Consider the following 21,451-nt stretch of genomic DNA (forward strand, 5'->3'; position numbering starts at 1 on the left):
CCTGTTGGGAAATAGCATGGGTTGAGCGACGTGCCTTGGTGGACACCGGCGGACCGTGTGATGCACCACATCGTCGTTTCACCCTAGGTCCGCCATTATCCGCCCTGCTTTGTGCAGTTCAACAGATCTGCCCCCGGCGAACAGGACGGCCCTCCAAGCAGGAACCATCACGAGCAAGAAAAGTTTCCTCCCAGGCATATTTGTCATGTGCCGGAAACCACGCCGCTGCGGATGCATTGGCCGGAAGCAGGAGCCCGGAGGTCAGATGTCCCGGCGTTTGAGCAGCACGGCGGCCAGCAGGACGGGAACCACCACCCAGGCGCCCAGGACCAGTCCGGCCTGCCACGCCTCGAGGGTGTCCGGAACGTGCTGCACAGCCGTCAGCGGCTCAACGGTGTTGCCGGGCAGGTACTTCCGGGCTTCCTTGAAGAAGTCCCCGGGGATGAGCTGGAAGGCAAGAGGTGCCACGAAGAAGATGCCCACCAGGCTCATGATGCCACCGGCGGAGTTCCGCAGCAGCGTGCCCAGGGCCATGCCGATGGCGGCGACGGCGGCCACGTAGATGCTGTTGACCAGGAGGAGCTTCACCGACTGGGAGCTGGCCAGGTCGAGTTTCAGGCCGTAGTTGTCCAGGATGGGCACGGCAACCAGCCCGGCCACCCAGGTGGACACGGCGGTGACCACGAACGACGTCACCATCACCACCACCAGCTTGGCGGCAAATGCGGGGATCCGCTTGGGTACGGCTGCGAAGGTGGACCGGGCCATGCCCGTAGTGAACTCGGAACTCATCAGGAGCACACCCAGGGACCCGAGGATCAGTTGCGCGAAGGCGATACCGGAGGTGGGGGCGCTGATGGCAAGGTCTCCGCCCTGGGATGCCATCCTCGAGGCCGCCTGCGGATCACGGGTGGCGGCATTCGTGAACTGTCCTGTCCCCCACGCCGACAGCGCACCGAATCCCACCATGACCACCGCCGTGGAGGCGAGCAGGATCAGGGTGGAGAGCAAGCTGCGGAATTTGATGATCTCCGAGTTGAGGACCCGGAAGAAGGTGGGACCGGGAAGGGACCTTCCGGCGTTGCGGGAGGCTGGTCCGGCGGGGGACGGTGCCGGTTCGCGGGAGGACGTTGACTCAGTGGTTGTGGAACTCATTACTTGCTGACCTCCACAGTGGGCAGGGAGTGGTATTCGACGTCGTCCTTGGTCAGTTCCATGTATGCCTCCTCAAGGCTGGCAACAAGGGGGGTGAGTTCATAGACCATGACCTGGTTTTCCAGGGCGGTCGCGGCGATTGCTTTGGGTTCCAGACCCGTTACTTCGAGCAGTTCCCGCTCCGGCACGTCAACGGAGGCACCCCGCGCAGACAGCAGCTGATGGAGCCGGTCAGGTTGGTCGGTACGGACGCGGACCCGTGACTGGCCCTTGCCGGTGATGATGTCCTTGATGGGTGCGTCGGCAATCACCCGGCCGCGGCCAATGACTATCAGGTGGTCCGCAGTCTGCGCCATCTCGCTCATCAGGTGGCTCGAAAGAAACACTGTGCGCCCCTGCCCGGCCAGGTACCGCACCAGGTTCCGCACCCACACCACCCCCTCGGGGTCCAGGCCGTTGACCGGTTCGTCCAGGATGAGGGTCTGCGGGTCCCCCAGCAGGGCAGCGGCGATACCCAGCCGCTGGCCCATGCCCAGTGAAAAGCCGCCGGCCTTCTTGCGGGCCACGGCCTCCAGCCCGGTCATCTCGATCACCTCATGCACCCGCGTTTTGGGGATGCTGTGCGTGGCCGCCATGGCCAGCAGGTGGTTGTAGGCGCTGCGGCTGGTGTGCACCGCTTTGGCGTCGAGGAGGGCACCCACCTGCCGCAGTGGCGCCTTGTGCCGGACGTATGGCAGGCCGTTCACCGTGACAGATCCGGATGTGGGCCGGTCCAATCCCATGATCATGCGCATGGTGGTGGACTTTCCTGCCCCGTTGGGGCCCAGAAAGCCGGTGACTTGCCCTGCCTTAACGGTGAAACTGACACCGGCCACGGCGGTTTTGGCACCATAGACCTTGGTCAGCCCGTTTGCCTCGATCATGATTCATCCTTCGGACGGCAGCACGCGGCTGCGGACGGTTTTCGCTGGGTGTTCTTGCCCCACGCTACCGGGGTGCGGGCAGCGTTTCGCCTCGTATCAGGGATGATTCAGGGGAGAATCAGGGTCCTCCCCGCGCCCGCTCCCCTCAGGAGCGCGGTGAGTAGTACGTCAGCGCCTTCGGCCGGACCTTGTAGGCCACGCTTCGGACTCCGGCCAGGGCCTCTCCGTCCACGGCCAGCGCCATGGGGGCACCGTCGGCGTCGATCCTGACCCCCGTGGCCTCCCGGAGATGCGTGATCCGGGAGCTTGCCACGGTGCCCGTGAGCACGGACCAGAGCAGGCGCAGCCTTGCAAAGGACTCATCGGCGGTGATCAGCCGGACATCCAGCACACCGTCGTCCATGACGGGCCGGATCAGGGGCGCATGGTCGCGCGGGTAGTACCGGCCCCTCCCCAGGTAGGCAATCCACACTTTGTGCCGCTTCCCGTCCACGGTGAGAGTGGTGGGCGTACCCGCGGCGAAGGTCCGGAACATGGCAACGACGCCGGCCAGCGGTTTTCCGAGCGCGGGCTGCAGGTGCTCGCGCCGTCGGACAAAGTTCGGGTAGAGGCCGATGCTCGACGTGTTCAGCATTGCCACCTCGGATACCTCCGGGTTCCCGGCCAGGCCCCGCTCTGCGGTCACCACTCCGATGTCTGCGAGTGCGGCCTCACCGTTGTTTGCCGCCCGCACGGCATCCTTCAGGCTGCCCGTCCCCGCGTCCCGGGCAAAGTGGTTCAAGGTCCCACCGGGGAGGACCAGCAGGGGCAAAGAACGGTCGACGGCGGCAGCAGCCGCCGTGCCCACGGTCCCGTCTCCGCCCCACACACCCAGGGCGCGGGTACCAGGGTAATCAGCAGTAGCGGCGATCCGCTCCACCAGGTCCTCGTCAGGCTGCACGGTATTTATATGAGCTTTGGGAAATACTTCCTGCAAAGCCTCGGCGGTCTCTTCTTTGAAGGAGCCGCCAAGGGTGTTGACCACGATGCTGAGGCCTTCACCACCAGGCAGTTCGGGGGCACTGGTCCAAGCCCGGTTGGTCTGCGGGATGGGCGGGCGGACCGGCCACCAGTGGCGGGTCACCAAGGCAGCGCCGGCACCGAGGGCGGAGCCGAACAGAACATCGGAGGGCCAGTGCGCCCCAGTGTGCACCCTTGAATAGGCCACACCTAAGGCAGCCGGTGCCAATGCGGCGCCCAGGGCGGGGCGGACCAAACCCACTCCCACTGCGAACGCCACGGCGGATGCGGAATGGCCGGACGGCATGGAGGAACTGGTGGGCTGCGGATGCACGAAGCGGAAGACCGGCAGATGTTCAGGGAGCGGACGGGTCCGGGGGAGCAGCGTCTTGAACACCACGTTGGTCACCGCCGAGGCTACCCCCTGGGCAATCAGGCCATGCAGCGCAGCCCTCCTCGTCTTGCCCGGGAAGAGCGCCATGACAGCCGCCGTGCCAATCCAGAGTTTGCCTTGGTTGGCGGCAGCGGAAAGCCGCCGGAAGAAGACGTCGTGGTTACCGCCCGGCAGGTCTGAAACATGCCTCAAGAGGTATCTATCGAGCCGGCTGATCCAGGTCCGGCCCCGTGGCCTGCTGCTTTGCATGTGATCACCCTAACCCCAAGGGCTACTCGTGCTTGGAGGACTCCTGCACGCTGTCCTGATCGGTGTCCTGCGCGGCGGTCGCCTGCTCCACCTGTAAGGGCCTGGCCGCTCCGGCGAGCAGGAGGGCAACCAGGATGGGGGCCATGATCGCCAGCAGCGCCGTGTGGATCCCCGTCAGGTCCCCCAGATAGCCCAGCAGCGGCGGTCCAGCCAGGAACGAGATATACCCCAAAGTTGATACAACGGAGACGCGGGCGGCTGAGTGTTGCGGGTCGTCGGACGCGGCGGACATTCCCATCGGGAAGGCGAGGGCGGCGCCCACGCCCCACAGCGCGGCACCAATCCCCGCCAGCCAGATATTGGATGCCAGCACGAAGAGCCCCAGCCCTGCGGCGGCCGCTGCCATGCTGGCGCGCAGCACGGCGACGCGTCCGTACTTGTCAATGACACGGCCACCGAGGAATCGCATAGCGGTCATGGCCAGCACGAACAGGGCGAACATAAGGGCACCGGTGGACTCTGAGGTGGCAAGTCCGTCAACCGATGCCTTGGCAATCCAGTCGTTTCCGGCACCCTCCGTGAGCGTGGCGCCCAGGACCACTACGCCGATCAGCAGCGTCCTGCTGTCCCGCCAGGCGGACTGCCCCTTGGCAGGCTTCGGGGCCCCCTCCACGGTGGCTGTAACCAGGTGGGGGAGGAAATAGCGTGGGACCACCAGGGCCACCACAACCACCACGGCGGCGATCACCAGAAGATGCAGCGGAAGGTCCACGCCCAGGGTGGACAGCCCCGCGCCGACGAGGGCACCTATGAACGCGCCGCCGCTGAAGGCCGCGTGGAACTGCGGCATGATGGTCCGGCGGAGCTTGTGCTCCACGTCGGCCCCTTCAATATTCTGCGCCACGTCCCACAGCCCAATGCCGATGCCGAAGAAGAACAGGGACACCGCCGTTCCGGGAATGAAAACAGCCGAAAGCGACATCGCGATACCCACGCCTGCCGCCGCGGCCAGCAGGCCGGCAAAACGCACGGTGTTGGCCGTACCGATCCTGCCCACCACCAGTCCCGCGGTGGGCAGCGCAAGCAGCGAGCCGATGGCCGTGCACAGCAGCAGGGTGCCCATTTGGCCGGATGTGATCTGCAGCGTCTGGGTGACTGCGGGAATCCTGGCTGCCCAACTGGCAAAGACAAGCCCGTTGATGCCGAAGACCACAAACGTGGCCGCGGCGGCGGCTTTCAATCCTGCGTGCTGTTCCATGCCGGTGCTGGTGCTCATACGCTCACTACTTCCACAGAGTATTTTTCGAGTTCGGCCTTATCCTGCGCACTGAACTGCCTGTCGGTGACGATGATGTCCACGCGGTCCAGCCCGGCCACGAGCACCCGTGCGTGGGCCTGCCACTTTGCCGCTGAGGCGGCTACCACCACCCGTGCAGCTGATTCCAGGCCTGCTTTCTTGACTGCTGCATCTTCCAGGTCGTGGGCCAGCAGGCCGTCGTTGGGATGCACTGCGCAGGGGGTAACCACGGCGGTATCAAAGCGGAGGGACCGGATATTGGACTCGGCCAGGGGTCCACGGAAACAAAGTTCTCCGGGCACCACGCTCCCGCCCGGCAGCAACAGTGCAGGCCGGGAGCCTGCACTTCCCTCACCCGCAGTTGCCGCATTGAGGGCCTGCAGGGACATGGGCATCAGGGTCAGCGCCCTGCCTGACACGGCCCGCGCCACCTCCGTCGCCGTGCTTCCGCTGTCCAGCCAGACGTGTTCCCGTTCGGCCAGCAGGCCTGCCACCGCAGCCCCTATACGGGTCTTGGCATCCCGGTCCTCCAGCTCGCGCTGCCCGTAGCCGGGGTTCTGCCCCTGCCCGATCAGGCTCCTGGCACCGCCGTGGACCCTGCGGAGGACACCGTGGCCTGAGAGCACCTCAAGGTCGCGGCGGATGGTGGCGCCCGAGGCACCGCACGCCTGCATCAGCTGTTCGACGCTCGCTTCCGACTGCTGCCGAAGGATTTCGGCAATTGTGCGGTGCCGCTCATCGGTCTTCATGAGCAAATGCTAACAGTCTCTGATCACTTGGTCACTGCAAAAGAGCAACTCTGCAGTTGCTCTATCAGTTGCGGCTGCCAAACCACGAGTGAAACAGCGATATCTGATGGAGCAACCTCTCAGCGGACGCGGTCCACCCTTTGCTCATCCCACACGGGCTCGGCGGACTCGTAGACTTTTCCGTCGGATCCGAAAACCAGGAACCGGTCGAAGGTCCGGGCGAACCAGCGGTCGTGGGTGACAGCCAGGACGGTCCCCTCGAAGTGGTCAATGGCGCGTTCCAGGGCCTCGGCCGAATGCAGGTCCAGGTTGTCCGTGGGCTCGTCCAGCAGGAGCAGGGTGGCACCGCTGAGCTGCAGGAGCAGGATCTGGAACCGTGCCTGCTGGCCGCCGGAGAGGGACTCGTACTTCTGCTCCGACTGCCCCGCCAGGCCGTAGCCGTCCAGCGCGCCGGCGGCGGCCTCACGGCCCAGCCCGGAACGGTGCTCGTCGCCGCGGTGCAGGATCTCCAGCAGAGTCTTCCCCAGCAGGTCGGGCCGGACGTGCGTCTGTGCAAAGAAGCCGGGCCGGATACGCGCACCCAGCTTCACCGTCCCTTCATGCGGCACCTCAACGATCTGCACATCGGAAACCGGCAGGTGCTCCCGTTCGGGGTCAGTGCCACCGGTGGCCAGCAGCCGCAGGAAGTGGGACTTGCCGGAACCGTTGGAGCCCAGGACGCCCACGCGGTCACCGAACCATACTTCAGTGGAAAACGGCTTCATGAGGCCGGTCAGCTCCAGCCGCTCCGCCACGATGGCGCGCTTGGCGGTCCGCCCGCCCTTGAGCCGCATCTGGACGTTCTGCTCGATGGGCAGCGCCTCCGGCGGCCCAATTTCGAGGAACTTCGCCAGCCGGGTCTGGGCAGCGTGGTAGCGGTTGGCCATGTCTGAACGGAACGCGGCCTTGTTCTTGTACATGTTGACGAGTTCCTTGAGCTTGATGTGCTCCTCGTCCCAGCGTTTGCGCAGTTCCTCGAAGCGCGCGTTCCGGTCTGCGCGTGCCTCAACATAGGAGCCGAAGCCGCCGCCGTGGATCCAGGCCGCAGCCCCGTTGATGCCCGGCTCCAAGGTCACGATGCGTCCAGCAGCGTTATTCAACAGTTCGCGGTCGTGGCTGATGAAGAAGACCGTCTTCCTGGACTCGTTCAGTTTTTCCTCGAGCCAGCGCTTCCCGGGGACGTCCAGGTAGTTGTCCGGCTCGTCCAGGAGCAGGAGATCGTCCGGGCCGGCAAACAGCGCCTCCAGTACCAGCCGTTTCTGCTCACCACCGGAAAGGGTCGACGCCGGGCGGTGCTGCGCGCGGTCAAAGGGCAGTCCCAGCGCGGCCATACAGACCTCGTCCCAGACGGTTTCGACGTCGTAGCCGCCCGCGTCCCCCCAGTCCACAATGGCCTGGGCGTACCGCATCTGGGTGGGTTCGTCGTCGTGCTCCATCATGGCCAGCTCCGCCTCATCAACCTCGCGCGCAGCCGCCGCCAGCGCCGGGGGAGCGGCGGAGACCAGGAGGTCCCGGACCGTGGAACCGTCCCGCACCTGGCCCACGAACTGTCGCATGATGCCCATGGTCCCGGAACGGCCCACCACGCCCTCGTCCGGAACCAGGTCTCCCGCGATGATTCGGAACAGCGTGGTCTTGCCGGTGCCGTTGGGCCCGATCAGGGCGGTCTTGGTGCCGTCCGGGACCTTGAAGGTGACCCCGTTCAGGAGCTGGGTGCCGTCGGAGAGGAAGTAGTCGATGCCGGAAACGTCAATATGGGCCACACCGTCAATCCTCCCACGCCCCTCCCTAGCCGGCGGCGGTGAGGAACTGCTTCAGCAGCGGGCCGGAGGTGGTGGCACCCAGGCCGCCGTCCTCCACGAAGACGGCCACTGCCAGGTCGCCATGCACGGCCACGATCCACGCGTGGGTCTTCGGCGGGTTCTCGGTGCCGAATTCGGCGGTTCCCGTCTTGGCCCCCACAGGGGCACCGGGGACGCTGGAGAGGAATCCTGCGTGTCCGGAGGTGACGACGGCGCGCATCATGTCTGCGAGCGATGCCGCCTCCGCTGCGGTGATGGGCTTGTCCGAGGCCGTGGACGGCGCCTCGGCCGTGGCTGTGGCCGTCGGTTCTGCTGCGGGGGCGGTGGACCCTGCCGTCGTTCCGGCGGCGGGAGCACCGGCGTCGGCGTTGAGGACCAGCTGCGCCGACACCGGCGCGCCCTTGGCGACGGACCCGGCCATGATTGCCGCCGCCAGCGGGGACAGCAGCACCTTTCCCTGTCCGATCATGGAGGCTGCGTGCTCGGTGCCCTGGGCCTGGCCGGGTACGGAACCCAGGAAGGCTTCAGCACCGAGCTTCGGCGCTTCCACCGCGACACCCATGGACGTGGCGGCGGCTTCAAGCTGGCCCTGTGACACCGAGTCCCGCTGCGAGATGAAGGCCGTGTTGCAGGAGTGTGCAAAGGCGTCCCGCAGCGTTACCGCGCCCAGGGAGGTCTCGGGGTAGCCCTCGGAGTTCTTGAACGTGCGGCCGTCCACCGTAAGGGTGGGAGTGCACTGGACGGTGGAATCGGGCGTCATCCCGTTGCGGAACATGGCGAGCGAGTCCACCATTTTGAAAATGGAGCCCGGCGCGTACTGTCCCAGCATGGCGGTGTTGTAGCCGTTGCTGCCCGGTCCGGATGCAGCTGCCAGGACTGCGCCGGTGGAGGGACGCAGGGCAACGATCGCCGACGCCGGTTTCACGCCCTCCAGGGTGCTTTCCGCCAGGGTCTGCAGCCGCGGATCGAGGGTGGTTTTCAGCGGGGTTCCGGGCTTGGGGTCCACTTGGAAGAGGACGCGGCGGGGGTCGGTGCCGGCGGACTGGATTTGTTCGCGGGTCAGGTCGGCCCGCTGTGCACGGATGACGACAGCGTCCGAGCCGCGGAGCTGTTCATCGTACTGCTGCTGGAGACCGCCGACGCCGGTCACGTCACCTGCCACAAGGGCACCGTTGGATGCCTCGATCTGCTCTGCGGATGCTTCACCCACCGACCCAAGAACGGCACGGGCGAACGTCCGGCTCGGCGCCAGCGGAATCGACGCCGGTATCCCCCGGGCACCCGGAATGGCCTGGATCTGCTGGTCGGAGATGGTCCGGCCTTCTTCCCGCAGGGTGATCGCGGAAACGAAGGCCTGTTCACCGGCAGCCTTGACCTGCTGTACGTAGGCGGCAGGATCCACTCCCACCAGTGCGGCCAGCTTGCCGGCGGAATCGGCCGGGTCCGCGCCACCGAGCTGGGGCTTGTCGATCCCCACGTTCACCACGGGACGGTAGGTGACCAGCGGGACGTCCCCGGCACCAAGGATGTCCGCGCGTTTGTGCGACTGGGAGCCCTTGGTCACGATCTCGCTGTCCGCCAGGCCGGGTGCCAGCATGGCCGGGTCCCAGACAGTGAGCCACTTGTCGCCGGACTTCTTGAAGTTTGCCGCGATGGTGTACTTCCACTCGGCGTCGCCAAACTTCCACGTGTAATTCAGTGGGGCGGATGCTTTGTCGCCGTCGAGCGTAAGCCCGCCTGCCTGGACCTGCGGCTTTTGCGGATCCAGGGCCGCGAAGACCTGGTGGAGCTGGTCGTTGGCTGCCGCAGCATCCTTGCCCTCAAAGGCCACAGATCCCACATCCAGCGCCGAGACCGCGCCGGCCAGTTGTTGCGCGGCGGCTTCCGCCCCGGACTTCCCGTCGTCGCAGGCCACCAGCGAGGTTCCGAGAATGAGCGCAGCTACGGCAAGCGAAAGTTTTGTTGATTTCCCCATCGCGCCATTATCCCCCGGGCCGGCCGCCTGCTGCGCAACTGTGTAAGCAGCGGACGGCCCAACCACGCGCCGGCCATGCCTGGAACCTAGGCGATGCCAAGGTCAGGGACCGGCAGCTTGAAGACATCCTTGAGGGCCTGCCTTGCCGCATGCATGCCCGGCATGCCTGTCACCCCCGGCCCCGGTGGGGTTGACGACGAGCAGAGGTAGACGCCCAGCAGCGGCGTCCGCCACGGGACGGGGGATATCACAGGCTTCTGGATAAGCCCCCGGACGTCCATGACGCCGGCACTGAAGTCGCCCCCGATGTAGTTGCGGTTGTACTCGGCCAGCTCCGCAGCGGTGATGACATGTGATTCCACCACCAGGTCGCGGAAGCCCGGAGCGAACCGTTCCAGCTGGGCCACAATTTGGTTGGTCATGTCCTTTGTGGAGCCCGAGGGAACATGGCAGTAGGTCCAGAGGGTGTGCCTGCCGGCGGGTGCCCGGCTCGGGTCGAAACGGGAGGGTTGGGCCACGAGCACGTAGGGCCGTTCAGGGTGGCGTCCTGCGCTGACCTCATTTTCCGAACGCGCCAGTTCGGCCCGTGTGCCGCCCACGTGGACGGTACCGGATTCGGAAAGTCCGTCGGCCTGCCATGGCACCGGCCCGGACAGGATGAAATCCACCTTGCAGGAGCCGTTGCCGTAGCGGAAGCGGTCCAGTGCCCGCCGGAAGTGGCCCGGAAGTGATTCCCCTGCCATGTCCAGGAGTCCGCGCGGCGCCACATCCAGCAGGGTGGCCCGGGCCGCCGGAAGCTGCTCGAGCCGGTCTATCGGTGTTCCGGTGTGAATCACGCCGCCATGGGCGCGGATGTCATCAGCCAGTGCTGCCGCGATTGATGCCGAGCCGCCGCGGGGGATGGGCCATCCGCCCGCATGCCCCAGGGCGCCCAGCATGAGCCCGGCCCCGGACGCGGCCAGGGACGGCAGGTGTGAGATGGCGTGGGCCGCCACCCCGCTGAGCAGGGCCGGGGCAAGTTCTTCCCGGAACCGGAGGTTCCACAGGCCGGTTCCCTGTTCCAGGGTCCGCAGCCCGTAGATGCCGGCCACGAGCGGGTTCCGGGGGATCCGGAGGAGCTGGTTCTGGGTGAAGTCCATGACGTCAGCGACATGGCGGACCAGCGGTTCCATCAGCCGCCGGTACGCCGGGCCGTCCTGCCCCAGGGCTTCCGCGGTCTTGTCCAGGGACTTGTAGGCCAATGCAGCACGGCCACCCTCCAGCGGGGACCCGAAGGAGACGTCCGGGGTTATCAGGTCAACCCTCCGGGACAGCTCGAAGGCGCGGAAAAAGGGGGATGCAACGGCCATGGGATGCACCGCGGAGCAGACGTCATGGAGGTGGCCGGGCTGCATCAACTCGGTGGTCCGCGTGCCGCCGCCGATCGTCGATGCTGCCTCGAAGACCTCCACCGACAGCCCGGCACGTGCCATGACCGCTGCCGCCGAGAGCCCATTGGGCCCGGAACCTACTACCGCAACATCAACCATGGGACCTTCTTTCAAAGTGAGGGTGAAGCTTTGGAAGGGAGGGGCGAAGCGGCGCGGCGCCGGATGCGCCAGCGGAACCGGTCCGGTGCGTCCGCGAAGGGCCCGCCGTGCGGGTCATCGAGGTGGTGCCTTCGGATGGGGTCGTATGCGGGGTTGTAGATGTCCCAGGTGACGCGCGCCATGAGGTACGCCACCGCGGCCATGTGCGCGGCAACGGCGAGGACGTAGTACGGCATGTCCAGGTTGTGTTGCGAGGAACCTGCGCTGGTCACCTGTCCAAGGTACATCCAGATCGCGGCCCAATGCAGGGCTTCGATGCCCTGCCACACCAGGAAGTCGCGCCAGCGCGGCCGGGCCAGGGCCAGGAGCGGGATCAACCACACCACGTATTGCGGCGAATAGACCTTGCTGGTGAGGATGAAGGCCCCGACGATCAGGAATGCCAGCTGGGCCAGGCGGGGACGGCGGGGCGCGGTCAGGGCAACGGCGGCAATCCCGGCACAGGCCAGCACAAAGAACCCGGCAGACAGGATGCTGACGCCTTCGGCGCCCAGACCGGACCAGCCCAGCCTGCCCGCCACCAGGTTGTAGGCGAACCATGCCGAGCTGTAGCCGGCGCCCCGGTCGGCACTGTACTGGAAGAAATAGGCCCAGCCGGAAGGGTTCATCAGCGCGAACGGCAGATTAACCAGCACCCACGTGGCCGCTGCACTGGCGCCGGTTACCAGCAACGGTCGCCACCTGCCCGACCGGACGGCGAGCAGCAGGATGGCTCCGAGTACCAGCACCGGATACAGCTTGGTGGCGGTGGCCAGCCCGATCAGCACCCCTGCAAGGACAAGCCGCTTCCGGGCAAAGAGGTACATGCCCATGGCAAGCAGGCAGGCGGCCCAAAGATCCCAGTTGATGGTGCCGGCCAGCACGATCCCCGGGGCCACGGCCACCATGGCCGCGTCCCAGGGCCGCCTGCCTGGCATGCGGGCAACCACCACCACGGTGACCATGGCCACTGCCGCCAGCAGCACGGCGTTGATGTCGAAGTAGGCAAGGGCCATGGTTTTGGGGTCTCCGCCCGGCACCAACCAGGCCGTAACCCCTGCGATGAGTCCTATGAGCACCGGGTATTCGAACTGGCTGCCGCTGCCCAGGATGGGGAACATCCCCGCTGCCATGCCGCGGTTCCGGAACAGCTCCGGGAAGTCCGAGTAGCAGGTGGCGTAGAACTGTGTGGGCGTCTCCCAGCCGTTGGCCCTGCAGTATCCCTTCAACAGGATTCCCACCAAGGCTGCCAGCGCCGTGAGGACAATCAGCACCCGTTCAACGGTGAAGATGCCGGGGGAGACCACACCGGGCGCTGTCCTGGTCCCCAGCGGGCCACCGAGCACCTCCGTGAAATTCCGCAACACGTCATCACTGCGGCTGGGCACCACGATGCGGGGCCGTCGTTCATCCTCCGGCGGCTGGGTCTCGTGCATGGCATCGAGCTTACCGCCGGCCCCGTCCCAGGAGATCAGTGTCCGGCAGGATCGGGGCCGGCCGTCAGCGCAGGCCGCCCAGCTGCTGGTGCATGAGCACAAAAACATCGTTCCGGTGCTGCTCCAGCAGGGCGCTGTTGAAGGAACTGCGGCGCTGCAGGGGGCGGGACAGGAGTCCCATGATCATTCGCATCAAGGGAACCACCTCCTTTCGTTGATCATTAGGTGCAAAAGGGCACGGCGAATTAGCGCTGTTTTTGTGCGCGGGAAAGTGCAGTAAAAAGGGTGCATAAATTCCACCAGGGAATTAATCGGAATCGCACAAGAAAGCGCAATTCCAGGGGTGCCTGACTATGGCGAAGCTGAAGTGAGACCACAAAGCCGGATGCAAAATTCTCCGAGCAGGGACTATTCGAAGAAAGAGCGGGGGCTATGCCAAAAGCTTTTCCGGGAAGTCAGCGAAGAAGCGCAGCATTCCGGGCAGGCCGAGAGCCAGGGCCGAAGCCTTGGAAGGAGTCCTGGCGGGTGAGCGGATGCAGGTGCCGGTTAGCGGCGCCGCAGCAAGCCCGCGAGGGCGGCTGGGCGGCGGGAACCGGAGTAGACCGGAGCTACGCGTGCGTCATCAGCAAAGGCCGGGAACGCATTGATGGGGGCATTCCATTCGCCAGTCAAAGTCATCATTATCCCAACCTCCTTTTCTGCTGTCCGCTGCGTGGGTTGCGTTGCGGTCTGGGACCCGGGCAGATCACCGTGGGGTCAGGAATAAAGTTACCCCAGGAATCAGCGAAAGGCCAGCAATTCCCGTAAAAAGGTAAGAAGTTTATTCAAAAAGAAGATTTAGAGGCCCCAGCGCACAATAGCGGGCGTCTTTTTATCCCATCCCAGGGTGCAGACCTTGGCGGTGCCCAGGACAAAGTGCCGGCCTTCCGTGGGTGGCAATTCCAGCCAACGGGCGGTGAGGATCCGGGAGAAATGGCCGTGTGCCACGATCAGCACGTTGTCCATCCCGGATTCCAGGATCCGTCCAATGATCTTGTCCGCCCGCGCGGCCACCTCGTCCAGCGTTTCACCGTTGGGCACGCCGTGTGTCCAGATCAGGTAATCGGGGTTGTCCTTGCGGATCAGGTCCGAGCTGATGCCCTCGTAGTCGCCGTAGTTCCATTCCACGGCGAGCGGCTCGTGCCGGGCGTCAGGGAATCCGGCCAGTTCGGCCGTCCGCCGTGCGCGCCGCAGCGGAGAGGTGAGCACCAGGTCGAAGTCGACGCCGTCCAGCACCTTGCGGGCCTCCACGGCCTGCTGCTCGCCTTCCACTGTCAGGGGAAGGTCGGTCAGGCCCGTGTACTGCCCGCTCTTTGACCATTCGGTCTCACCGTGGCGAAGGATCCAGAGCTGGGGGCGCGGGGCAAAGGCGGAATTAGTCACTTGGGCTCCTCAACGGGTGAACGTTCGACGACGGCGGAAGAGGCTTCTGCCCCCGGTCCGGCAGGTGCAGATTCAGGCTGTTCGGCCCACCAGCGGAGCAGGCGCGCCTCCGCTTCCTCGGTGGGCAGCGGTCCGTGTTCCATCCGCTCGTTGAGGAGGAACTTGTAGGCGCGGCCCACCACGGGGCCCGGCTTGAGCCCCAGCAGCGCCATGATCGCGGCTCCGTCCAGGTCTGGGCGCACCGCATCCAGGGACTCCTGTTCGCGGAGTGCGGCGATCCGTTCTTCCAGATCGTCGTAGGCAAAGGACAGCCGGTCGGCCTTGCGCTGGTTGCGGGTGGTGACGTCGGAGCGGGTCAGCCGGTGCAGCCGCTCCAGCAGCGGACCGGCATCGGTCACGTAGCGCCGGACGGCCGAGTCGCTCCAGCCGGCGTCGCCGTAGCCATAGAAGCGCATGTGAAGTTCCACCAGCCGTGCCACGGCCTTGGTGGTGTCATTGTCGAACCGCAGCGCCTTCATCCTCTTGGTGGTGAGCTTGGCACCCACCATGTCGTGGTGGCGGAAGCTCACCGCTCCGCCCGGTTCGAAGCGTCGCGTAGCCGGCTTGCCGACGTCGTGCATTAATGCAGCAAAGCGCAGCACGAAGTCCGGCCCGGGCACGGGGCCCTCCGCATCGGTTTCAAGCCGGGCCGCCTGCTCCAGGACCTGGAGGGAATGCTGGTAGACGTCCTTGTGCCGGTGGTGCTCGTCGGATTCGAGGCGGAGGGCGGAAACCTCCGGCAACACGTGCTCGGCCAACCGGGTGTCCACCAGCAGGTCGATGCCTGTCCGCGGCCGCGCCCCACACACCATCTTGACCAGCTCGTCGCGCACCCGTTCGGCGGAAATGATCTTGATCCGGTCCGCCATGTTGGCCATGGCCTCACGGACGTCGTCCCGGACGGAGACCCCCAGCTGCGCGGCGAACCGGGCGGCCCGCATCATCCGCAGAGGGTCATCGGAGAAGGACGCCTCCGGAGAACCGGGCGTGGCCAGCAGGGAAGCGTGCAGGTCGCGTACGCCACCGAAGGGATCCACCAATTCCATGGAAGGCAGCTTCAGCGCCATGGCATTGATGGTGAAGTCGCGGCGCAGCAGATCATCCGTCAGGGAGGAACCGAACGCCACCACGGGCTTGCGGGACTCGGGATCGTAGGCCTCCGCACGATAGGTGGTGATCTCGATCTGGAAACCGGCCTTGCGCATGCCGATGGTGCCGAAGGCCTTGCCGATCTCCCAGAAATTGTCAGCCCATTTCTTGATCAGGGCTACGGTCTGGTCGGGTGTGGCGTCGGTGGTGAAGTCCAGATCGGGGGAGGTCCGGCCAAGGAACAGATCACGCACGGGACCACCCACAAGGGACAACTCGTGGCCGGCGTCCACGAAGCGCTGCCCGAGCTCCAGGACCACCGGATCCACCTTGAAGTCGACGGTGTGGGTATCAATCTTGTGATGTGCGTGCGACATAGTTCCTTAAGCTTGGCAGAAACCAGCGCGGCGGCAGTCCAAAAAAGCGTCACGATCCGCGCTGATTCGCCTTCCCCGCCAAAAAGTACGTCATATCCCGTCCATCTTCGTGTCATGTTCCGGTCATCACAGGAGGGCAACAGTCGTTAGAGTGGACTCCATGGCCCATCCAGTACCGAGCGCTCCAGGCAGGAGGACAAACGCACCGTTGCCGTCGGCAATCGGGGCGCACGTTGCCCCTGCCCAGCAATCGGCGCCGGCGTCCTTGCCCACGGTGGAGGAAGTCTCCGCCGGCGGCGTCGTGGTGGACACGTCCGACGCCGAACTGAGGGTGGCGATCATCGCCCGCCTTAACCGGGGTGGCCGGCTCGAGTGGTGCCTGCCCAAGGGCCATCCGGAGGGCAAGGAAAACAACGAAGAGGCCGCGGTCCGGGAAATTGCCGAGGAAACCGGCATCGAGGGCATCATCCTGGCCCCCCTGGGCAGCATCGACTATTGGTTCACCGTCAGCGGACACCGGGTGCACAAGACCGTGCACCACTACCTCCTGCGCGCCACCGGCGGCGAGCTCACCATCGAGAACGATCCGGACCAGGAAGCCGTGGACGTCGCCTGGGTGCCCATCCAGGAACTGGCCCGGAAGCTGTCCTTTCCCAACGAACGCCGCATCGCCGACCTCGCCCGCGAAGTCCTGCCGGGACACCTCTAAGCCCGGACGCCGCCGTCGTCATTGCGGTGTTAAGTGCCTGCGGGTGAGACGATGAAGTCGATGTCAGCTACCAACTTTCCTTCCGACCGGTCCGGCCGGCCCGATGATTCGGCACCCGACGGCGTGCCCCCCGAGCCAGCTGCGCCGGACATCGACCAGCCCGCAGCAGCGGGAGCCAGCGAGACGCGTTCCAGCGCCATCATGGCTGCGGGCACGCTGGTGTCGCGTTTCCTGGGCTTCGGCAAGACCTGGATGCTGGGAACAGCCCTGGGCCTTGGCTCAACGGTCAATGACACGTTCATCAACGCCAACAACCTGCCCAACCTGATTTTCCTGCTGGTGGCCGGCGGCGTGTTCAATGCGGTGCTGGTTCCGCAGATCATCAAGGCGAGCAAGGCTCCGGACAGGGGAGCGGATTACATCAGCCGGCTGCTGACGCTGGCTGTCCTGCTCCTGTTCGGCCTGACGGCACTGGTCACCCTGGCGGCCCCGGGGGTCATTGAGCTGACCACCCAGGGCTACTCGCCGCAGCAGAAGGCACTGGCGGTCGCGTTCGCCTTCTGGTGCCTGCCGCAGATCTTCTTTTATGGCCTCTACGCCCTGCTCACCCAGGTCCTGAACGCCAATGGCGCGTTCGGACCTGCCATGTGGGCGCCTATCCTGAACAACCTGGTGTCGATCGCAGGGTTGGGCATGTTCATTTGGATCTTCGGCACGAACAAGGTCAGCCCCCACACCCTGGACAACTGGGGGCCCACCCAGACGCTCCTGGTGGCCGGGTTCTCCACTATCGGCGTGCTGTCCCAGACCGCCATCCTGCTGGTTCCAGTTTTCCGGTTGAAGCTGGGTCTCCGTCCCCGGTTCGGGTGGCGGGGCGTGGGACTGGGCCACGCTGCCCGGCTGAGCGTCTGGACCCTCCTGACGGCCGCCGTCGGGCAGCTCGCCTTCCTGTACGTCATGCGCATCGCCACCATCCCCGGCGCCGAACGCATCCGGCTGCAGGAGGCGGGGGACCCGTCCGCCTCCACCCTTCCCGGCAATGCCGTGCTCGAGGTTGCCAGCCAGCTGTACCTGCTGCCGCACTCAATCATCGCGCTGTCCCTGGCCACTGTCCTCTTTAACCGGATGACCAGGGCGTCGCAGGACGGCAACCGCGCGGAACTGCGCGACGCCCTCTCGCACGGCCTGCGGACTATGGCCGTGGCCACTGTTTTCGGTGCCCTGGCACTGTTCGCCCTGGCCGGTCCGCTGGGCATGTTTTTCTCCGGCGGCCTGCGCCAGGACGGCGTCATGCTGGCCCAGACGCTCACCATCCTGGCCCTCAGCACGCCGTTCATGAGCGCCAACTTCATGATGTCCCGCGTCTTCTACGCCAACGAGGACGCCCGCACGCCTTTCTACGTGCAGCTGCTTCTCGCAGTCGTGTACGTGGCCGGTGCGTTCGTCATCCAGTTCCTGCCGGTGGGACAGATCATCTATGCCATTGCCGTCCTGTACATGGTGGGCAACATCCTCTCGGTGGTCATCAGCGCGTTCTTCCTGCGGCGCATGCTGGGCAGCCTCGACGGGCCGCGGATTGCCAACTCGTACATCCGGATGGGGTACGCAGCCCTGGGTTCGGCCATTGCCGGCGCCGGCGCCCTGTGGCTGATGGGCAGCTACAACCCGGACGGTTTCGCGTGGAGCGGGCGCCTCCAAGCGCTGGTGACGGTAGCCATCGCAGGGCCGGTCATGCTGGCCGTCTACTTCCTGCTGCTGCGGCTGTTCCGCGTCTCGGAGCTGAGCGACATGCTCCGGCCCCTGCTGGGACGGCTTGGCCGCGGCGGCCAGGCCCCTGCGCCGGAAGCCGGGGACGCGCCGTCGTCCGCTCCTGCCGAAGGTTCCTCCGGGCACCGTCCTGAACGGGCCACCACCTCCGTGGACACCGGCCTCATCCCCCGGATCTCCGGCGAGTTCGATGCCGTCTCCTTCCGTGCGGGCCCCGATCCGGAGCGGGGTTCCCGCCGCCAGGAAACGTACGACGGCGGCAGCCAGCAAGGTGCCGAGGGCGGCTACCTGCCGGTCGAGGACCAGCCAAGCACGGCTCGGGGCGGCCTGCTCAGCGAACGGATCCCGCTCCCCGGCCGCCGGACCTACCAGGGGAAAGCCGGCGAAAACCCGTATTTCAGCAGCCGGCGCAAGCGCAAAAAGTAACGCGAATGTGCCCCGGAGCCCGTCTTCTCCGCGGCCGTCCGGGGCGGATCGGCTAGGATCGAACAGGTACAGGGGTAGTTGCATTCAGGGTTGGCCGTGCGCGGCGCCTGAACGGCGGTTGCGTCATAGAGGCCGGCAATCCCGGACAGTCTAGGAGGAACACGTGTCCAACCCGATCGATGTCGGATCAGTACTGGGCGGCCGCTACAAGGTCACCGCCACAGTGTTGGCCTCGCATGACCACGATCTGGTGCTGGACGGTGTGGACCAGGTCCTCAACCGCCCGGTCAGCATCCTGGTTGCCGGGCCGGAAAACACCGAACAGGTTGCCCAGAGCGCCCGTGAAGTGGCCACCGGCGAACGCCCTGGCACCGTGCAGGTCCTGGACCTTGGCGTGACCGAGGACACCACCTACCTCATCACCAACCACACGTCCGCCGCGGACCTGCTGGACCTGGTGGTTACCTCGAATCCGCCCTACGTTGAGCCCTTCTTCACGGACACCCTGGGCAGTGAAATCTTTGGCCAGCCCCGGTCCCACGAGCCTGAGCCGTACGACGAGGAAGACCACGTCGAGGCCGGGTACATCAATTACGCCGATTCGCACCCCAGCCAGGTTGATCCCTACCGTTCCGGTCCCGCTGTACCGCCCCGGCCTCCCGTTCGCCCCGCAGCACAGCAACCTGGTCCGCAGCAGGCTGGCTCTCAGCAGCCTGCCTCTCCGCCGCGTGCCTCGAACGGCCACCGCGGTGCCGGAGCTGCTGCGGGTGCAGCCGCCGGTGTTGCTGGTGCTGCCGCTGCTTCCGGTGCCGCAGCATCAAAGGCCGGGTTGGGAGCCTCCCGGGTCGACCCGGATGCCACCGCCGCCCAGCCGGTAACCAATCGTGCTCCTTCTCCGTCTGAACGTGCTGGTTCCGCGGAGGCAGACACGGGCCCGAACGATACGGCGGCCGTCGGCAGCACCCAGGCCCACCCAGCCGCGGAGCAGCGCAAGCCAAAGGTTTCCCTGTGGTCCGACGACGACTACACACACGCGGGGGACCAGGACCGCTACGAGGACACCGACGAAGCACAGCAGGAAGCGCGGCCGGTCAAGAGCAAGTCTGCCCTGTTCGCCCGCGCGGCAGCACCCGCTTCCGCGGGAGTCTCCTTCGCTGACCGGGACGACTACGACGATGACCGGGATGAATCCCAAAACCAGCCCCGTTCCATGCGTTGGCTGGTTGGGGGTTTGCTGGCCGTGGTTCTGATTGCTGGCCTGATCTTTGCCGTCACCAACCTGGGCAGCCTATTCACCTCCGAACCACAGGCCCAGCCAACGGCCGCACCGGCAGCGAGCACCACTGCACCGCAGGCATCCGCGCCGGCAACGCAGGCAGCTCCCTCAAAACCACCGGTAGTTCCGCCGGCCATCGAGAGTGTCAGCAGGCAGGGTAACTTCGACTTTGCCGCCACTTTCGACCGCGACTTGATCAAGGCGTACGACGGCAACGCCGCAAGCTACTGGTCCGACATGGAGTTCGCCACGGAGAACTGGGGCGGCCTGGCCCCGCAGGGTGTTCCCCTCGTGGTGAAGCTGAAGAGCCAGTCCACTGTCTCCTCCATCACGCTCTCCCAGCTTGGGGGATCGGGCGGCAACATCAGCGTGTACACCAATGACCAGCCCACCACGGACGGTGCCAAGCTGGTTGGGACCAACAGCTTCACGTCCACGGACCTGAACATGCCCCTCCCGGAGCCCGTGCAGGCACAGTATGTCATTGTGTCCATCAACTCACTGCCCAAGCTCGCGGCACCCAAGACCCGTTACGGCTACGGCCTCCGGCTGGCTGAGATCAAGGTCCAGTAGGGCGGGAGCCTGGGCGGCTTTACGACTCCGCATGTTGCTGCCGGGCGCGAACCAGCCTGGCTGGGAATGTAGTCTGGAAAGTGCGCCCTGACTGCAACTATCTCTCATGCTGTCGGGGGTTTGCCTTGCCCAGGCGCTGGAATATTCAGCACGCGGACGCAGTTGTGCCATGTGGCCGGCCTCCACAGGGAGGCGAGTCGAACAAGGAAGAGGTTCACGGTCCAGTGACCATCGAAGAGAAGACGGCGTCGGATGTTCGCGACGTCATCATTGTGGGCTCGGGCCCGGCGGGCTATACGGCGGCCGTCTATACCGCCAGGGCGGACCTCAAGCCACTGTTGTTGGCCGGGTCGGTTACTGCCGGCGGCGAGCTAATGAACACCACGGACGTGGAGAACTATCCTGGTTTCCCCGAGGGAATCATGGGCCCGGACCTGATGGAGAACTTCGAGAAGCAGGCCGCCCGCTTTGGGACGGAGATCCAGTTTGAGGATGTAACCGCGCTGGAGCTGGAGGGGCCGGTCAAGACGGTCACCATCGCCACGGGGGAGACCTTCAAGGCGAAGGCCGTCATCCTCTCCACCGGCTCTGCATACCGGGAGCTGGGACTGCCCAACGAGAAGCGGCTGTCCGGTCATGGTGTTAGCTGGTGTGCAACCTGTGACGGTTTCTTTTTCAAGGATCAGGACATCGCTGTCATCGGCGGTGGTGACTCCGCCATGGAAGAAGCCCTCTTCCTTACGAAGTTTGCGAAATCGGTCACGGTTGTCCACCGTCGCGACACCCTCAAGGCTTCCAAAATCATGGCTGACCGAGCCTTGGAGCACGAAAAGATCAGTTTCATCTGGAACAGCACTGTTGCTGACGTGCTGGGAACCGACAAGGTCACCGGTCTTCGGTTGAAGAATTTGGTGGACGGCACGGAGTCGGAGCTTGCCGTTACAGGTGTCTTCGTGGCGATCGGCAACGACCCGCGAACTGACCTGGTCAAGAACGTCCTCAACCTGACCCCGGAAGGGACCATTGCAGTAGAGGGTCGAAGCTCCAAGACAAGCCTTCCCGGCGTATTTGCGGCCGGCGACGTTGTGGATCCCACCTACCGCCAAGCGATTACCGCTTCTGGTTCCGGGTGTGTCGCAGCAATCGACGTCGAACACTACCTGGCAGACCTGCCGGCTTGATCCGCG

Annotated in this window: 17 protein-coding genes; 4 read left to right on the forward strand and 13 right to left on the reverse strand. The window is 65.6% G+C overall.

The window, feature by feature from the left end:
• Positions 1-261 precede the first annotated feature (261 nt).
• From LFT46_RS20560 to LFT46_RS20610, 13 genes are all read right to left on the reverse strand, one after another.
• Positions 262-1,155, reverse strand: coding sequence for an ABC transporter permease (locus LFT46_RS20560; RefSeq protein WP_236800365.1), 894 nt, complete (start codon positions 1,153-1,155; stop codon positions 262-264).
• A complete protein-coding gene (locus LFT46_RS20565) occupies positions 1,155-2,078 on the reverse strand; it encodes an ABC transporter ATP-binding protein (RefSeq protein ID WP_236800366.1) in 924 nt (307 codons plus the stop codon). The genes LFT46_RS20560 and LFT46_RS20565 overlap by 1 nt, the downstream gene beginning before the upstream one ends.
• A 145-nt stretch (positions 2,079-2,223) precedes the next feature.
• Positions 2,224-3,720 (reverse strand): bifunctional phosphatase PAP2/diacylglycerol kinase family protein, encoded by a 1,497-nt coding sequence (locus tag LFT46_RS20570; protein ID WP_236800367.1) that lies wholly within the window; start codon positions 3,718-3,720, stop codon positions 2,224-2,226.
• Between the two features lie 22 nt (positions 3,721-3,742).
• Positions 3,743-4,996, reverse strand: coding sequence for an MFS transporter (locus tag LFT46_RS20575; RefSeq protein ID WP_236800368.1), 1,254 nt, complete (start codon positions 4,994-4,996; stop codon positions 3,743-3,745).
• The gene (locus tag LFT46_RS20580) at positions 4,993-5,766 is read right to left on the reverse strand and encodes a DeoR/GlpR family DNA-binding transcription regulator (RefSeq protein ID WP_236800369.1); all 774 of its coding nucleotides are present in this window, start codon (positions 5,764-5,766) and stop codon (positions 4,993-4,995) included. The genes LFT46_RS20575 and LFT46_RS20580 overlap by 4 nt, the downstream gene beginning before the upstream one ends.
• A gap of 119 nt (positions 5,767-5,885) precedes the next feature.
• Positions 5,886-7,568 carry an ABC-F family ATP-binding cassette domain-containing protein gene (locus LFT46_RS20585; protein ID WP_236820890.1) on the reverse strand — a complete coding sequence of 561 codons (1,683 nt, stop codon included), beginning with the start codon at positions 7,566-7,568 and terminating at the stop codon, positions 5,886-5,888.
• Between the two features lie 25 nt (positions 7,569-7,593).
• Positions 7,594-9,582 (reverse strand): penicillin-binding transpeptidase domain-containing protein, encoded by a 1,989-nt coding sequence (locus tag LFT46_RS20590; RefSeq protein WP_236800371.1) that lies wholly within the window; start codon positions 9,580-9,582, stop codon positions 7,594-7,596.
• Positions 9,583-9,668: 86 nt separating this feature from the next.
• Positions 9,669-11,111 (reverse strand): phytoene desaturase family protein, encoded by a 1,443-nt coding sequence (locus LFT46_RS20595; RefSeq protein WP_236800372.1) that lies wholly within the window; start codon positions 11,109-11,111, stop codon positions 9,669-9,671.
• Between the two features lie 11 nt (positions 11,112-11,122).
• The gene (locus LFT46_RS20600; RefSeq protein ID WP_236800373.1) at positions 11,123-12,586 is read right to left on the reverse strand and encodes a glycosyltransferase family 87 protein; all 1,464 of its coding nucleotides are present in this window, start codon (positions 12,584-12,586) and stop codon (positions 11,123-11,125) included.
• A 64-nt stretch (positions 12,587-12,650) separates the two neighbouring features.
• Positions 12,651-12,779: a hypothetical protein gene (locus LFT46_RS21220; protein WP_272910815.1), complete on the reverse strand. Its 129-nt coding sequence runs from the start codon at positions 12,777-12,779 to the stop codon at positions 12,651-12,653.
• A 353-nt stretch (positions 12,780-13,132) separates the two neighbouring features.
• Positions 13,133-13,267, reverse strand: a complete 135-nt coding sequence (locus LFT46_RS21225) for a hypothetical protein (protein WP_272910816.1) — start codon at positions 13,265-13,267, stop codon at positions 13,133-13,135.
• Between the two features lie 156 nt (positions 13,268-13,423).
• Positions 13,424-14,008: a histidine phosphatase family protein gene (locus LFT46_RS20605; RefSeq protein WP_236800374.1), complete on the reverse strand. Its 585-nt coding sequence runs from the start codon at positions 14,006-14,008 to the stop codon at positions 13,424-13,426.
• Positions 14,005-15,513 carry a CCA tRNA nucleotidyltransferase gene (locus LFT46_RS20610; protein ID WP_236820891.1) on the reverse strand — a complete coding sequence of 503 codons (1,509 nt, stop codon included), beginning with the start codon at positions 15,511-15,513 and terminating at the stop codon, positions 14,005-14,007. Before LFT46_RS20610 ends, LFT46_RS20605 begins: the two co-directional genes overlap by 4 nt.
• A gap of 160 nt (positions 15,514-15,673) precedes the next feature.
• Here LFT46_RS20610 and LFT46_RS20615 point away from each other — a divergent pair, with 160 nt between their 5' ends.
• The 4 genes from LFT46_RS20615 to trxB all read left to right on the forward strand — a co-directional run bounded on the left by LFT46_RS20615 (position 15,674) and on the right by trxB (position 21,445).
• On the forward strand, positions 15,674-16,222 hold the full coding sequence (locus LFT46_RS20615) for an NUDIX hydrolase (protein ID WP_236800376.1): 549 nt from the start codon (positions 15,674-15,676) through the stop codon (positions 16,220-16,222).
• Positions 16,223-16,282: 60 nt separating this feature from the next.
• Entirely contained in the window at positions 16,283-18,415 is a 2,133-nt protein-coding gene (murJ, locus tag LFT46_RS20620) for a murein biosynthesis integral membrane protein MurJ (RefSeq protein WP_236820892.1), read from the forward strand.
• 163 nt (positions 18,416-18,578) lie between these two features.
• Complete coding sequence (locus LFT46_RS20625) at positions 18,579-20,264, forward strand: ABC transporter substrate-binding protein (protein ID WP_236800378.1); 1,686 nt, start codon at positions 18,579-18,581, stop codon at positions 20,262-20,264.
• Between the two features lie 224 nt (positions 20,265-20,488).
• Positions 20,489-21,445 carry a thioredoxin-disulfide reductase gene (trxB, locus tag LFT46_RS20630; RefSeq protein WP_236800379.1) on the forward strand — a complete coding sequence of 319 codons (957 nt, stop codon included), beginning with the start codon at positions 20,489-20,491 and terminating at the stop codon, positions 21,443-21,445.
• The last annotated feature ends 6 nt before the right edge of the window (positions 21,446-21,451 follow it).

Source organism: Arthrobacter sp. FW306-07-I, assembly GCF_021800405.1.
In the GTDB taxonomy this organism is placed as follows: domain Bacteria; phylum Actinomycetota; class Actinomycetes; order Actinomycetales; family Micrococcaceae; genus Arthrobacter.